Here is a 12,775-nt window from a genome sequence, read left to right as displayed (position 1 = left end):
GCGGCGTGGCTTGACTGCGCCCGCCCGCCGCTTATGCGCCAAAGCCTATGACCGACGCACCCAACCTCACGCTGTTCAACAGCCTGACCCGCCAGCTCGAGCCGTTCGAGCCCGTCCATCCCGGCGAGGCGCGCGTCTATACCTGCGGGCCGACGGTCTACAACTACCCCCACATCGGCAACATGCGCGCCTACGTCTTCGCCGACGTATTGGGGCGGGCGCTGAGCCACAAGGGCTACAGGCTCACCCACGTCATCAACATCACCGACGTCGGCCACCTGACCGACGACGCCGATGCCGGCGAGGACAAGATGGAGAAGATGGCGCGGGCCCAGGCCCAGTCGATCTGGGACATTGCCGCGCACTACACGCAAGCTTACTGGGCCGATATCGCGGCGCTCAACATCCGCCAGCCGGCAAAGTGGTCCATCGCCACCGACTACGTTCCGCAGATGATAGAATTTGCCGAGAAGATCGCGCCAACCCACTGCTATGAATTGGAAAGCGGGCTTTATTTCGACGTTTCCACTGTCTCGGACTACGGCCGCCTCGCACGCGCCGTTACCGACGAAGGAGAAGGGCGCATCGAGGCCGTCGAGGGCAAGCGCAACCACGCCGACTTCGCCATCTGGCGCAAGACGCCTGCGGGGGAGAAGCGGCAGATGGAGTGGGACTCGCCCTGGGGTCCCGGTGCTCCCGGCTGGCACCTGGAATGCTCGGTGATGAGCGGAGACCTGCTCGGCTTCCCGTTCGACATCCATACCGGCGGCATCGACCACCGCGAGATCCATCACCCCAACGAGATTGCCCAGAACCAGGCATTCTGCTGCACCAATGGCCTCGACACGCCTTCAAATTCGGGCGCCAAGCTTTGGATGCATAACAATTTTCTGGTCGAGCGCTCAGGCAAGATGAGCAAGTCGTCGGGCGAATTCCTGCGCCTGCAACTGCTGATCGACAAGGGGTACCACCCCCTCGGCTACCGGATGATGTGCCTTCAGGCTCATTACCGCAGCGAGCTGGAATTCAGCTGGGAGGGGCTCGCGGCCGCGCTCGTGCGCCTCAAGCGGATGATCATCGTGGCGGAACGGCTCGCCGAGGCGGAGCCCGCCGCGACGGCCCATCCCAAGCTCGCGCCGATGCTCGAAACTTTCGAGAAGGCGATTGGCGATGACTTGAACACGGCCATCGCGCTGACCGCGCTGGAGGACGTTCTGGCCGCCAAGAAGTTCGATCCCGGCGTCAAGCGCGCGGTGGTCGAGGCAATGGACGCGGTCCTGGGGCTCGATCTGTTCGGCACATCGCGGGCCGACCTGCGCCTCGCGCCGAAGGCGGCTACGATCACCGAGTTGGAGATCGAGGAGGTGCTCGCCCGCCGCAAGCAGGCCCGCGCCGACAAGGATTTCGCGACGTCCGACGCCCTACGCGACGAGCTTGCAGCCAAGGGCGTCGAGGTAATGGACGGTGATCCGCTCGGTTGGGAATGGAAGCTGGGCTGAAACCGGGGAGCCGGCTTGTCCTTTTGATCGCGCGAAGAATCGAAACCCCTGCCTTTGCGGGGGCGGCGATGGTCGTGAGGTCACTCCGAAGTCGTTGCCGGACGGCAGCGCACCGCACCTAATGGTCGCGTCGATCCGAGGCGGCGTGATGCTCAGCGCCGGGGTACGACCACCAGCTTGTACGGCATGTAGAGCAGCACGTCCGACAACCCGGCGCGCGCCCATTCGACAGGGCGGCTGAGGCCCTCGATCTCGACGCCATAGTCGGGTCCGACCCTTGCTGCCATGGCCCGCGCGTCAGCGGCGATGGCATCGGCGACGGCGCCGCGATACTGGTCCGGCGCAACGACCGAGAGCGTGAGGTCTTCCGTTTCGGTCATCAGGGCGCGGCCCACCGGTTTCACCGACTTCACAAACGCTGTGATCGAGCTTTGCGCCGCCTGCGCGTCCATCGCCCCGCTCAGGGGGACCTTGACGAGGAAGCTGGTGCGCTGGCTGTCGGGCCGGCCGTCGCCGTGCAGCGACAGTTCGCGGTAGTTGGCGAGCGTCAGAGCCTGCAACGTGCGCTCCCCGTAGGCGAGTTGCACGCCGGCTCGCGGGGCGGCGGCGATGGCGGCGCGGATCATGTCGTATATCTCGGACTGGCGCTGCGCCTGGTCTCGGGTGTCTCCGGCGATGCTGACGCCGACCACCGCGAAGTCGGCCTTGCGGCGTAGCCCTACGGCGGGCATCTCGGCGGAATAGTCCTCAGCTTCGCGCCGCATGGCGGTGACGATGACCTCGCCGAGCCCCTCGTCCTGCGCCAGCGCTTCGGGTGCCGCCGACAACATGCCCAAAACGGCAACGGCCGATGCGAATCCAACTCTTGTCATCATTTCCCTCCCTGCCAAACCTGCCCGCTTGCAGTTGTTGCGTAATTTCGGAGCCCGTCAATGACCGTCGCCGTCCTCAATGCCGTCATGCGCCCCACGCTCGAAGGCAAGTTGCCGGAGGGCGTCGAGGCGCTCTGGTTCGAGACCACCGACGAACTCATGGAACTGGCCCCGCGTGCCGAGATCGCCTGGCTCGATACGATCGCCCCGGCCACGGCGGGCGAGGCGATCGCGTCGATGACCGGCCTCAAGTGGTACAACGCCATGTCCTCCGGCGTGGACTGGCTACCACTCGATGTGTTCCGTAAGCGCGGGGTCACGCTCACCAACGGGGCGGGCATCCATGCGCAGACCGTCTCCGAGTACGCCGTCATGGGCATGCTGACGATGGCGAAGGGCTGGCGCGAGGTGGTGCGCGCGCAGGACCGGCACGAATGGCTCGCCCAGCCTCCGGGCAAGCGTGAACTGCTTGGCGCCGAAGTGCTGGTGATCGGCGCGGGCGAGATCGGATCGCGGATAGCCGAGATCCTGCGCGTGCTGGGCGCGAAGGTCACGGCCGCGCGGCGCACTCCCGGCCCCGGAGACTTGGGCGACGGTGAATGGCAGGCCGCGCTCGGCCGGTTCGACTGGGTGATCCTCATTGTGCCGTCCACGCCCCAGACCACCGGCATGTTCGGCGCGGCCGAGTTCGCGGCCATGAAGCCGGGCGCGGCACTGCTTAACTTCGCGCGGGGGACCGTGATCGACCAGGAGGCGCTGCTGGCGGCGATCGATTCGGGGCGCCTTGGCGGCGCCTTCCTCGACGTCACCACGCCCGAGCCGCTGCCCGCCGACCATCCGCTGTGGTCGCGCAACAACGTGCATATCTCGATGCACCTGTCGGGCCGTGCGCAGGACGCGCTGTTTGCGCGCGGATCGGCGCGGTTCCTCGATAATCTCGGGCGATATCTGCGCGGCGAGGAACTGGCGCATAAGGTCGACCTTTCGGCCGGTTACTAGCCCTGCTTGTCCGCGCCTGATAAATTCTTCGGCCGGGCTGGCTGAATTATCAGGGACGGGGCCGAGGCGAATCGCGTATCAGCCTCGGCAAGACGGCCGGACATGAAGGACCGGCAGCAGAAACGAGTGGGGAAAAGCGGATCATGGCTGAGAGCGACAAGCGCAAGGCGTCGGACCTCTTTATCGAATGTCTCGAGCAGGAAGGCGTCGAGTACATCTTCGGCGTGCCTGGCGAGGAGAACCTTGATTTCCTCGATTCGCTCTCGCGCTCGAAGCAGATCAAGCTGATCCTGACTCGCCACGAGCAGGGCGCCGGCTTCATGGCCGCCACCTATGGCCGCCACACGGGCAAGGCCGGCGTTTGCCTCTCGACCCTAGGTCCGGGCGCGACGAACTTCGTCACTGCCGCCGCCTATGCGACGCTGGGGGGCATGCCGATGCTGATGATCACCGGCCAGAAGCCGATCAAGAAGTCGAAGCAGGGCCGCTTCCAGATCCTCGACGTCGTCTCGATGATGCAGCCGATCACCAAGTACGCGCACCAGATGGCGTCCTCGGACAACATCCCAAGCCGCGTGCGCGAAGCGTTCCGCATCGCGGAGGAGGAAAAGCCCGGCGCCACCCACATCGAACTGCCCGAGGACATCGCCGACGAGCACACCGATTCGCGACCCGTCCCGCGCTCCACCGTGCGCCGCCCCACGGCGGACGTGAAGTCGATCATCCAAGCGGTCGATGCGTTGCAAAAGGCGAAGCAGCCGGTGCTGGTGATCGGCGCGGGCGCGAACCGCAAGATGACCAGCAAGATGCTCGGCGAGTTCGTCGAGAAGACCGGCATCCCGTTCCTCACCACGCAGCTGGGCAAGGGCGTGATCGACGAGCGCCACCCGATGTTCCTCGGATGCGCGGCGCTGTCGGCAGGCGACTTCGTCCACCGCGCCATCGAGGATGCGGACTGCATCATCAACATCGGCCACGACGTGATCGAGAAGCCGCCGTTCTTCATGACCAACGACGGCACCCGGGATGACCGGGTCGTGGTCCACGTCTCGACCAAGACGGCGGAGGTCGATCCGGTCTACTTCCCGCATATCGAGGTGATCGGCGACATCGCCAACGCGATGTGGCAGCTCAAGGAAGCCGTCACGCCGTCGCCCAAGTGGAACTTCGACGCGATGCTTCGCTATCGCCGGGCTGAAGTTGAACACACCGCCAAGCTCGCCGCCGATGAGCGTTTCCCGATCTTCCCGCCGCACGCCGTCCACCAAGTGCGAGAGGCGCTGCCGGACGATGCGATCATCTGCCTCGACAACGGCATCTACAAGCTGTGGTTCGCGCGCGGCTACTCGGCACGTGGGCGCAATACCGTGCTGCTCGACAATGCTTTGGCGACCATGGGGGCAGGGCTGCCCTCGGCCATGGCGAGCGCGATGGTCTATCCGGGCCGCAAGGTTTTCGCGGTCTGCGGCGACGGCGGCTTCATGATGAACAGCCAGGAACTGGAGACCGCGGTGCGCCTCGGCCTCGACTTGACGGTACTGATCCTGAACGACAACGGCTACGGCATGATCCGCTGGAAGCAGGCCAACATGGGCTTCGCCGACTTCGGGCTCACTTACGGCAACCCGGACTTCGTGAAGTACGCCGAGGCTTATGGGGCCAACGGCTACCGCGTGGAAAGCGCAGCGCACCTCAAGGAACTGCTGGCCCACTGCCGCGACACGCCGGGCGTGCACGTGATCGACTGCCCGGTCGATTATTCCGAGAACGACCGCATCCTCAATACCGAGATCAAGGACCTTTCGCGGGCGCTTTGACGGTCGTATGCCCCGCCATTCCTCTTGTGCAGGGATGACGGGGCGAGGGGGCTCAGCAGTCTTCCAGCATCAACAGTTCCGCCTGGACCGTCATGCGCGGCATCGGCAGCACAGTATGCTCCACCGCTACCACGGTGGCGTCGGCGACGATCTGGCGGGCTACCGTGAATTCGTGCTCGGGCAAGGCGGCGACGAAGGCCTCGCCCTGAGCCACTGCGCCGGTCCCTTCGAATGCGAGCACGATGGTGTGCCGCGATCCCGAGAACGTAGCGCTCGCCCAGGGTTTCTCGTCGTGGCGAAGGAATTGGGCATCGGCGCCTGCCAGTTGCAGGACCTGCGACAGCAGCCGCAGCCATGGCCCGCGCCGGGCGGCGCCTTGCGGCAGGACGAACGGAAGCGTGCTCTCGCGAACGGTGTCAGCGTGCATGATTGCTTTCCGCTCCGGTGAGATAGCCGTTCATGAAGTTCGCCACTCGCTGGGCGGTGCGGTCGCGAGGCACCCGGCCGTTGCGCAGGTCCGCCACGAAGCGGGGATCCCTCGCGGCGAGTCGGCCGAACTTGGTCCAGGGCATCTGTGTCTCGCGCAGGAAGCGTTCGATCTGGCGCAGGAGCATCCAGGCAGGTCCTTTCTTAGGCAGTTGAAAATTCAGGGAATGAGCGGGATTGGTGTTGTTCCCGGAATGTTCTCTCTGAAATCCTATTTGTCTAGGAAATTTCCTACGCGTATGGATTACAATATGGAAACCGACCCCGCCCGCCGACGTCTGCTCGAACTGTCCGACGAACGGCACGTGAGCCTTTCGAAGCTCTCCCTGATGCTCGGGAAAAACCCCAGCTATCTCCAGCAGTTCGTGCGTAAGGGCAGCCCGCGCAAGCTGGAAGAGCAAGACCGCGGCATGCTCTCTCGCTTCTTCGGCGTGAGCGAGGAAGAGCTGGGAAAAGTGAAGGAAAATTCCTACGCCAATTCGGATCAATCGGGTCAGGACAACTGGGTCGACGTTCCGCGGCTGGCGATCGGCGCCTCGGCCGGGCCGGGGGCGGAGCCGGAAGGCGAACTGGTATTCGACACGATTCGATTCTCGTGGCGATGGTTACGCTCCATGGGCCTGCAGCCGGGTCATCTTTCGACGATCGTGGTAAGCGGCGATTCGATGGAGCCCACCCTGCGCGACGGCGATGAGATCCTCGTCGACCGCAAGCCGCGCGGCCAACGCGACGGCATCCACGTCGTCCGCCTTGGCGATAGCCTGCTGGTCAAGCGCCTCGACACCGGGCGACCCGGCAAGGTCGTGCTGCTCAGCGACAACCCGGCGTACCCGCCGGTCGAATGCGCCGGGCAGGATATCGCGGTCATCGGGCGCGTGGTGTGGAAGGGCGGCCGGATCTAGTCCGCCGTTTCCCCCGGTTGCATTCCCGGTCCCTTGCGACCATTTTCGCGGGCATGACCGAAAACACAGATACCGCCACGACGGAGACCGCAACGAAGCAGCAGATGCGCGTGGGCATCATTCCGGTGACGCCGCTCCAGCAGAACTGCTCGCTCCTGTGGTGCACCACGACGATGCGCGGCGCGCTCGTGGATCCCGGCGGCGATCTGCCCAAGCTGAGGCAGGCGATCGAGAAGACCGGCGTCACGATCGAGAAGATTCTCGTCACCCACGGCCATCTCGACCACTGCGGGCAGGCCGGCGTTCTGGCGAAGGAAATGGGCGTGCCGATCGAGGGCCCGCACGAGGAGGATCGCTTTTGGATCGCGCAGCTCAGTGACGACGGTCCGCGCTGGAACATGGAAGCCCATACCTTCGAGCCCGACCGCTGGCTCGAGGACGGCGACAAGGTCACTGTGGGCGACCTCGAACTCGACGTCGTCCATTGCCCCGGCCACACTCCCGGGCACGTCGTGTTCCACCATGCGCCGAGCCGTTTCGCTATGGTCGGCGACGTGCTGTTCCAGGGCGGCATCGGCCGTTGGGACTTCCCGCGCGGCAATCTCGACGATCTTGTCGATTCGATCACGAAGAAGCTCTGGCCGCTGGGTGACGACGTCACCTTCGTGCCCGGCCACGGCCCGGTCAGCACGTTCGGGCAAGAGCGCCGAACGAATCCCTATGTCGGCGACAGCGCGCTCGAGGACGGCCGTCCGGCCAAGGGGCTCTATAGGTGATGTATGGGCGTCGTCCCGGCATGGTCCGGGACGACGCTATAGGGAAGCCTCAGAAGCGTCCCAGCGCGATCAGCACGGCCATGACCGCGAGGCCCAGCAGCACCAGCACCGTGACGCAGAACCCGATCGCCCGCAGGGGGGACTTCTCGGGCTTGTCCATCCCGAAGGCGTGGGCGACGCGCGCCAGGAGATAGAGCGCGCCGACGATCGCCAGCCAGGCGCCCCCCTTGCCGGTCATCTCGATCGCGGCGATGAGGATCAGTACGAAGGGCGTGTTCTCGACATAGTTTGCATGGGCGCGCATGCGGTGAAGGAGAATCGGGTTGCCGCCGTCGCCCTGCCAGACCTTGGCGCTCATCCGAACCGTGCTCGTGCGCAGCGCCAGCCAGAAGTTGAGCACGGCGGCGGCAGCTGCCAGGCTGAGGGTGGTCTGCAGAATCATTATATATAGGCTCCGGGTTGGCCCGGCGTTCACCCCGGGCTCTGCGATGCGTTCATGCGCGAGGGAGGAACGGGTTGCAACTCGCCAGAAATCGGTTATAGGCGCGCCTTCGCAAGCCGCCGTGTCCCGTAACGGTCACCGGCGGCCTTTTTGACAAAACTGCATTTCCAGGAACAGGTGCCGAAATGGCTGTCCCTAAAAGAAAAACCACCCCTTCACGCCGCGGCATGCGTCGTAGCCACGATGCGCTGACGGTCGCAGCATTCCATGAATGCTCGAACTGCGGTGAACTGAAGCGTCCGCACAACCTGTGCAACGCCTGCGGCCACTACAACGGTCGTGAAATCGTCGCGGTCGAAGTCTAAAGACCTCTGAGTCTTAGCAAGACCTCTGGCGAATTTCGGAGAGAGCCCATGAGTTTACCGCGTATCGCCATTGATGCGATGGGCGGTGACGAGGGCGTGCGCGTCATGATCGAGGGCGCGGCACTCGCGCGCCGTCGCCACGATCGCTTCAAGTTCCTGCTCGTGGGTGACGAGGTGCGGATCAAAGCCGCTCTCGAGAATCACCCGAACCTGCGGGCAAGCTCCGAAATCCTTCACACCGAAGGCGTCATCAGCGGTGAGGACAAGCCGAGTCAGGCCCTGCGCCGTGCCAAGGGCACGTCGATGGGCCGCGCCATCGAGGCGGTGAAGCTCGGCCATGCCGGCGCCGCCGTCAGCGGCGGCAACACCGGCGCGTTGATGGCGATCGCCAAGCTCTCCCTGCGCACGATGCCCGGCATCGATCGTCCCGCCTTGGCTGCTTTGCTGCCGACGCTGGGCGACAACGATGTGGTCATGCTCGACCTCGGGGCAAACACCGAGTGCGACAGCCGCAACCTCGTGCAATTCGCGATCATGGGCGCCGCCTATGCCCGCGTCGCCACGGGGCGCGAGCAGCCGCGCGTTCGCCTGCTCAACATCGGCAGCGAAGAGATCAAGGGCACCGACGAGGTGCGGGACGCGGCCGCGATCCTGAAGGCCGCCTCCGGTGACCTGTCGATGTCCTTCGACGGCTTCACCGAGGCGGACAAGATCTGCCGCGGTGACATGGACGTCGTCGTGACCGACGGTTTCTCGGGCAACATCGCCCTGAAGGCGGTCGAAGGCACGGCGCGGTTCGTCGCCGACCTGCTGAAGCGCGGCTTCTCCAGTTCGCTGCGCTCGAAGATCGGCTTCCTGATCTCGAAGCCCGCGACCGAGCTGCTCAAGCACCATCTCGACCCCAACAACCACAATGGCGCGGTCTTCCTCGGCCTCAACGGCATCGTCGTGAAGAGCCACGGCAGTGCCAATGCCGTGGGCGTGGCCAATGCCGTGGCGGTCACCGCCAGGCTCCTGGAGGAAAACGTGACCGAGCGCATCACCGCCGACCTCGCCCGCGTGGGCGGGGCGACCTGGCGCAAGCCCAATGGCGTCAACGGCGTCCAGGAAGAACGCGCCTGATGCTACGCTCAGTTTTGATCGGAACCGGCTCGGCACTGCCGCGCCAAGCGGTAAGCAATGCCGAGCTTGCGAAGCGCGTCGACACCAGCGACGAGTGGATCGTCGAGCGCACCGGCATCACCAACCGCTACATCGCCGCGCCCGACGAAACGACGACCACGCTTGCCACCGAAGCCGCGCGCAAGGCCATCGAGGCGGCCGGGATCGAGGCGGCTTCGATCGACCTCATCATCCTCGCCACCGCGACGCCGGACCAGACCTTCCCCGCCAGCGCCACACTGGTGCAGGCCAACCTCGGCTGCCGGGGCGGCATCGCCTTCGACGTGGCGGCGGTGTGCTCGGGCTTCCTCTACGCGGTCGGTGTTGCCGATTCGATGCTGCGCACCGGCATGGCCCGCCGCGCGCTGGTGATCGGCGCGGAAACCTTCAGCCGCATTCTCGACTGGGAGGACCGCACCACCTGCGTCCTGTTCGGCGACGGCGCCGGGGCCATCGTGCTCGAGGCGCAGGAACAGGGTGGCGAAACACAGAGGGGTATCCTCGCGACGCGCCTCCATGCCGACGGCACGCACAACCAGCTGCTCTATGTTGATGGCGGACCCTCCACCACCGGCACGGTCGGCAAGCTGCGCATGAAGGGCCGCGAGGTGTTCCGCCACGCCGTCGTCAACCTCGCCGAAGTTCTTCGCGAAGTGCTTGATGAAGCTGGACTTTCAACCGACGATCTCGACTGGCTGGTGCCGCACCAGGCCAACGCGCGCATCCTGGATGCGACCGCGAAGAAGCTCAACCTGAGCCCCGACAAGGTGGTGATGACGGTCGCCCAGCACGCCAATACCTCGGCAGCCTCGGTTCCGCTGGCGCTCGACCAGGCGGTCCGCGACGGGCGTATCAAGGTCGGCGACCTCCTCATGCTGGAGGCCATGGGCGGCGGATTCACGTGGGGCGCGAGCCTGATTCGCGTCTAGCCGTTTCAGGAATTGGCCCAATTGCGTTCAATATTGGACGCAGGATTGCTTTCTTCGCACTTTTTCATATTATCCGCACATCAGCGCACAAAGGGGATGCGGGCTTGATGCGCTCTACGGATACTTTGACCAGGGCTGAAATCGCCGAGGCCATACATCGTAAGCTGGGTATATCCCGGGCGGAGTCGCTTGCCATGGTGGAAGCGGTCCTCCAGCAGATGTGCTCGGCGCTCAGCCATGGCGAGAATGTGAAGATCTCGGGCTTCGGAACCTTCCTGCTGCGCGACAAGGGAGAGCGGATCGGCCGCAATCCCAAGACCGGCGTGGAAGTGCCGATCACACCGCGTCGGGTCATGACGTTCCGCGCCAGCCAGATGCTGAAGGACCGTATCGCCCAGGATTGAAGGGGAAACCCTTGCGAACAAGGCAGATATGACCATTTCGGATATTCAGAACGACACGAACGTGACCGGCGGCGGCAGCTTGCTCGATGGCGCTGCAGTTTCCGTATTCGCCGATGGCAAGGACCCCGGCGCCCTTCGAACCATCGGCGAGGTCGCGAAGGCCCTAGGGATACGCCCGCATGTCCTGCGCTACTGGGAAGAGCAGTTCGCGGCGCTTGCCCCGATCAAGCGGAGCGGTTCGCGCAGGTACTACCGTCCCGAAGACGTGGTGCTCATCGCGCAGATCGATCGTCTCGTTCATCACCAGGGCTACACGCTGCGCGGCGCGGCAAAGGTCATTGAAGATAAATTGCAGGGCTCTGCAAGTATTGGCCAAGCTCCGTCGGAGGAACTGGTTAATTCCCCGCAAGATGATTTCTTCGCCAGACTTGCCCAGGTTCGCGACGAGCTGGCGGCGGGACTCGCAGCAGCCTGAGGCTCGTACGCTGTCGACGCGGGCCTGACGCAATCGGTGCGCCGGGTTGATATTCCGGTGCCAACGATCGACGATTCTTGGTCCCTCATGCCAGCGAAGGGTGGGTCTCGATCGGCGTAGCACAGGCGCGGGGCTGGGCGGGAACTGCTGAGAGGCTGTCGATCAGGTTTTGCTTCAAGGATCATAGCGGTCCCGACATTCGCGCTCCGCACTACCTTGTGGTTCGCTGGGATGACGGGTGCTGGCCTGGCTGGCGCCGCTGCTGGTGCCTGACAATACCAACTATTTAGGTTATACGCCGCGACATCCGCTAGCCGGACCCTATCGCAGCGAAGCACCGATCTATGGAACTCAGGTCAAGCCGGGCTGAACCATGCCTCTACCTGGCGCTGGCTCGCAAAGCATAAAACGCGCATCCCGCAGCATGGACGCTCCTTGACGCCGACCCGATGTTACCCCTCGGATCTCGCGTATTTCCCCGGCGGGAGGCCCGCACTCGCCAGCGGGCGTTTTCGCGTGTCTGCCATCCGCCCTCCGCATCGCGGCATGGGGGATCTTGCGCGTCTTCAGTCCTCGATGTTCGGTCCCAGAGAAGGATCCAGATCGCGCGGGCGAATGAGGTGGATGAGGCGGGCGCAGCCTTCGCCGAGTTCCGCCCATTTCGTGATGTCGAGCCGCAGGACCGCGTAGGCGGCGGTGGGGAACTTGTCCTCGACCACGTCGCGCAGCGGGCTGGCGCCATCGTCGGGGACGAGGTCGAAGATCAGATCTTCGAGGCCTGGGTTGTGGCCTGCCAGCAGGATCGAGCGCGGGGCTCCATGCTCGTCCTGCTCCCGCAGGACTTCCATGAGCGTCGCCGAGTTGGCGAGATAGATGCGCCGGTCCCAGGTGATCGGAGGCGTTTCGCCGGCGGCTTCTCCCGCAAGCTCGATGGTCTGCGTCACGCGCACGGCGGGCGAGGCGAGGATGCGCTTCCAGCCGACGCTGTTCTCGATCCCGTAGTCCCGGATGTGCTTTCCCATGATGCCGGCGCCCACGCGGCCCCGCTTGTTGAGCGGACGGTCGAAATCGCGCAGGCGCGCGTCGTTCCAGTCCGATTTGGCGTGGCGGAATATGCCCAAGGTCTTCATCAGGATTTGGCCAATCTCGTGGGGGGCGGATCAGGTAAGCGGGCGCGAGTCTTCGGCAGACTCTCCGGCCGCGCCCGCCGTGGCTCCTGAAGCATGGCCGGACACGCGCTGTAAAGCCTCTTCCAGCGACACCCGGCGGATCGGGGTGCCCACCGGGAACGCCGAGAGCAGGCGCGAGGGGAAGGCGGGGGAGAGCACCACGAAATGCCCGCGGTCGTCCCGGCTGCGGATGAGGCGGCCGAAAGCCTGCGCGAGGCGGGCGCGGATGATCGCGTCGTCATAGGCGCCGCCGCCGTTCGCCAGCCTCCGCGCGCGGTGGAGGATCGAGGGGCGGGGCCAGGGCACCTGCTCCATCACCACCAGGCGCAGCGAATGGCCGGGCACGTCCACCCCGTCGCGCAGGGCATCCGTGCCGAGCAGCGAGGCGGCGGGATCGTCGCGGAAGATGTCTACGAGCGTGCCGGTGTCTATCGGATCGACGTGCTGGGCGTAGAGCGGCAGGGCGCCCCGCGCGAGCC

The 12,775-nt window shown here is 65.1% G+C and carries 16 protein-coding genes; 10 read left to right on the top strand and 6 right to left on the bottom strand.

Translation table 11 applies throughout. The features are described from left to right. The first annotated feature begins 47 nt into the window (after positions 1 to 47). The gene (cysS, locus tag PMI02_RS11295; protein ID WP_007682659.1) at positions 48 to 1,499 is read left to right on the top strand and encodes a cysteine--tRNA ligase; all 1,452 of its coding nucleotides are present in this window, start codon (positions 48 to 50) and stop codon (positions 1,497 to 1,499) included. 152 nt (positions 1,500 to 1,651) lie between these two features. Here cysS and PMI02_RS11290 read toward each other — a convergent pair whose 3' ends face one another. Continuing rightward, a complete protein-coding gene (locus tag PMI02_RS11290) occupies positions 1,652 to 2,371 on the bottom strand; it encodes a hypothetical protein (protein WP_007682657.1) in 720 nt (239 codons plus the stop codon). 60 nt (positions 2,372 to 2,431) lie between these two features. On the opposite strand from PMI02_RS11290, the gene PMI02_RS11285 reads away from it, so the two are divergent. Beyond that, entirely contained in the window at positions 2,432 to 3,370 is a 939-nt protein-coding gene (locus PMI02_RS11285) for a D-2-hydroxyacid dehydrogenase (RefSeq protein ID WP_007682655.1), read from the top strand. Positions 3,371 to 3,513: 143 nt separating this feature from the next. Beyond that, positions 3,514 to 5,187, top strand: coding sequence for an acetolactate synthase large subunit (locus PMI02_RS11280; protein WP_007682653.1), 1,674 nt, complete (start codon positions 3,514 to 3,516; stop codon positions 5,185 to 5,187). A gap of 52 nt (positions 5,188 to 5,239) precedes the next feature. On the opposite strand, the gene PMI02_RS11275 is transcribed toward PMI02_RS11280, so the two are convergent. After that, positions 5,240 to 5,614: a hypothetical protein gene (locus tag PMI02_RS11275; RefSeq protein ID WP_007682651.1), complete on the bottom strand. Its 375-nt coding sequence runs from the start codon at positions 5,612 to 5,614 to the stop codon at positions 5,240 to 5,242. After that, a complete protein-coding gene (locus PMI02_RS11270; protein ID WP_007682648.1) occupies positions 5,604 to 5,801 on the bottom strand; it encodes a hypothetical protein in 198 nt (65 codons plus the stop codon). Before PMI02_RS11270 ends, PMI02_RS11275 begins: the two co-directional genes overlap by 11 nt. Before the next feature lie 123 nt (positions 5,802 to 5,924). On the opposite strand from PMI02_RS11270, the gene PMI02_RS11265 reads away from it, so the two are divergent. Both PMI02_RS11265 and PMI02_RS11260 read left to right on the top strand, forming a co-directional pair. Next, a complete protein-coding gene (locus PMI02_RS11265; protein ID WP_007682647.1) occupies positions 5,925 to 6,575 on the top strand; it encodes a S24 family peptidase in 651 nt (216 codons plus the stop codon). 53 nt (positions 6,576 to 6,628) lie between these two features. Then, complete coding sequence (locus PMI02_RS11260; protein WP_007682645.1) at positions 6,629 to 7,351, top strand: MBL fold metallo-hydrolase; 723 nt, start codon at positions 6,629 to 6,631, stop codon at positions 7,349 to 7,351. A 49-nt stretch (positions 7,352 to 7,400) separates the two neighbouring features. Here PMI02_RS11260 and PMI02_RS11255 read toward each other — a convergent pair whose 3' ends face one another. Continuing rightward, positions 7,401 to 7,793 (bottom strand): MAPEG family protein, encoded by a 393-nt coding sequence (locus PMI02_RS11255; protein WP_007682644.1) that lies wholly within the window; start codon positions 7,791 to 7,793, stop codon positions 7,401 to 7,403. A gap of 185 nt (positions 7,794 to 7,978) precedes the next feature. Between PMI02_RS11255 and rpmF the strand changes: the two genes are divergently transcribed. From rpmF to PMI02_RS11230, 5 genes are all read left to right on the top strand, one after another. After that, a complete protein-coding gene (gene rpmF / locus PMI02_RS11250; protein ID WP_007682642.1) occupies positions 7,979 to 8,158 on the top strand; it encodes a 50S ribosomal protein L32 in 180 nt (59 codons plus the stop codon). Positions 8,159 to 8,206: 48 nt separating this feature from the next. After that, on the top strand, positions 8,207 to 9,280 hold the full coding sequence (gene plsX / locus PMI02_RS11245; protein WP_007682640.1) for a phosphate acyltransferase PlsX: 1,074 nt from the start codon (positions 8,207 to 8,209) through the stop codon (positions 9,278 to 9,280). Next, positions 9,280 to 10,248, top strand: a complete 969-nt coding sequence (locus tag PMI02_RS11240) for a beta-ketoacyl-ACP synthase III (protein WP_007682638.1) — start codon at positions 9,280 to 9,282, stop codon at positions 10,246 to 10,248. The genes plsX and PMI02_RS11240 overlap by 1 nt, the downstream gene beginning before the upstream one ends. A gap of 107 nt (positions 10,249 to 10,355) precedes the next feature. After that, entirely contained in the window at positions 10,356 to 10,652 is a 297-nt protein-coding gene (locus PMI02_RS11235; protein ID WP_036503468.1) for an integration host factor subunit alpha, read from the top strand. Positions 10,653 to 10,680: 28 nt separating this feature from the next. Then, positions 10,681 to 11,127, top strand: coding sequence for a MerR family transcriptional regulator (locus tag PMI02_RS11230; protein WP_007682634.1), 447 nt, complete (start codon positions 10,681 to 10,683; stop codon positions 11,125 to 11,127). A 566-nt stretch (positions 11,128 to 11,693) separates the two neighbouring features. Here PMI02_RS11230 and PMI02_RS11225 read toward each other — a convergent pair. Both PMI02_RS11225 and PMI02_RS11220 read right to left on the bottom strand, forming a co-directional pair. Next, entirely contained in the window at positions 11,694 to 12,257 is a 564-nt protein-coding gene (locus PMI02_RS11225; protein WP_007682632.1) for a histidine phosphatase family protein, read from the bottom strand. Between the two features lie 30 nt (positions 12,258 to 12,287). Next, on the bottom strand, positions 12,288 to 12,775 hold a 488-nt coding region (locus tag PMI02_RS11220), incomplete at its 5' end, for a helicase C-terminal domain-containing protein (protein ID WP_007682630.1).

Source organism: Novosphingobium sp. AP12, from assembly GCF_000281975.1.
GTDB lineage: Bacteria > Pseudomonadota > Alphaproteobacteria > Sphingomonadales > Sphingomonadaceae > Novosphingobium.
Note: the sequence above shows the minus strand (reverse complement) of the source record. Positions and strands in the feature narration are given on the sequence as shown.

Coding starts and splice junctions, on each gene's coding strand:
- PMI02_RS11285 (WP_007682655.1), top strand. CDS start 2,432: ATGACCGTCGCCGTCCTCAATGCCGTCATGCGCCCCACGCTCGAAGGC.
- rpmF (WP_007682642.1), top strand. CDS start 7,979: ATGGCTGTCCCTAAAAGAAAAACCACCCCTTCACGCCGCGGCATGCGT.
- PMI02_RS11225 (WP_007682632.1), bottom strand. CDS start 12,257: ATGAAGACCTTGGGCATATTCCGCCACGCCAAATCGGACTGGAACGAC.
- cysS (WP_007682659.1), top strand. CDS start 48: ATGACCGACGCACCCAACCTCACGCTGTTCAACAGCCTGACCCGCCAG.
- PMI02_RS11275 (WP_007682651.1), bottom strand. CDS start 5,614: ATGCACGCTGACACCGTTCGCGAGAGCACGCTTCCGTTCGTCCTGCCG.
- PMI02_RS11235 (WP_036503468.1), top strand. CDS start 10,356: ATGCGCTCTACGGATACTTTGACCAGGGCTGAAATCGCCGAGGCCATA.
- PMI02_RS11230 (WP_007682634.1), top strand. CDS start 10,681: ATGACCATTTCGGATATTCAGAACGACACGAACGTGACCGGCGGCGGC.
- PMI02_RS11255 (WP_007682644.1), bottom strand. CDS start 7,793: ATGATTCTGCAGACCACCCTCAGCCTGGCAGCTGCCGCCGCCGTGCTC.
- PMI02_RS11260 (WP_007682645.1), top strand. CDS start 6,629: ATGACCGAAAACACAGATACCGCCACGACGGAGACCGCAACGAAGCAG.
- PMI02_RS11290 (WP_007682657.1), bottom strand. CDS start 2,371: ATGACAAGAGTTGGATTCGCATCGGCCGTTGCCGTTTTGGGCATGTTG.
- PMI02_RS11265 (WP_007682647.1), top strand. CDS start 5,925: ATGGAAACCGACCCCGCCCGCCGACGTCTGCTCGAACTGTCCGACGAA.
- PMI02_RS11240 (WP_007682638.1), top strand. CDS start 9,280: ATGCTACGCTCAGTTTTGATCGGAACCGGCTCGGCACTGCCGCGCCAA.
- PMI02_RS11270 (WP_007682648.1), bottom strand. CDS start 5,801: ATGCTCCTGCGCCAGATCGAACGCTTCCTGCGCGAGACACAGATGCCC.
- plsX (WP_007682640.1), top strand. CDS start 8,207: ATGAGTTTACCGCGTATCGCCATTGATGCGATGGGCGGTGACGAGGGC.
- PMI02_RS11280 (WP_007682653.1), top strand. CDS start 3,514: ATGGCTGAGAGCGACAAGCGCAAGGCGTCGGACCTCTTTATCGAATGT.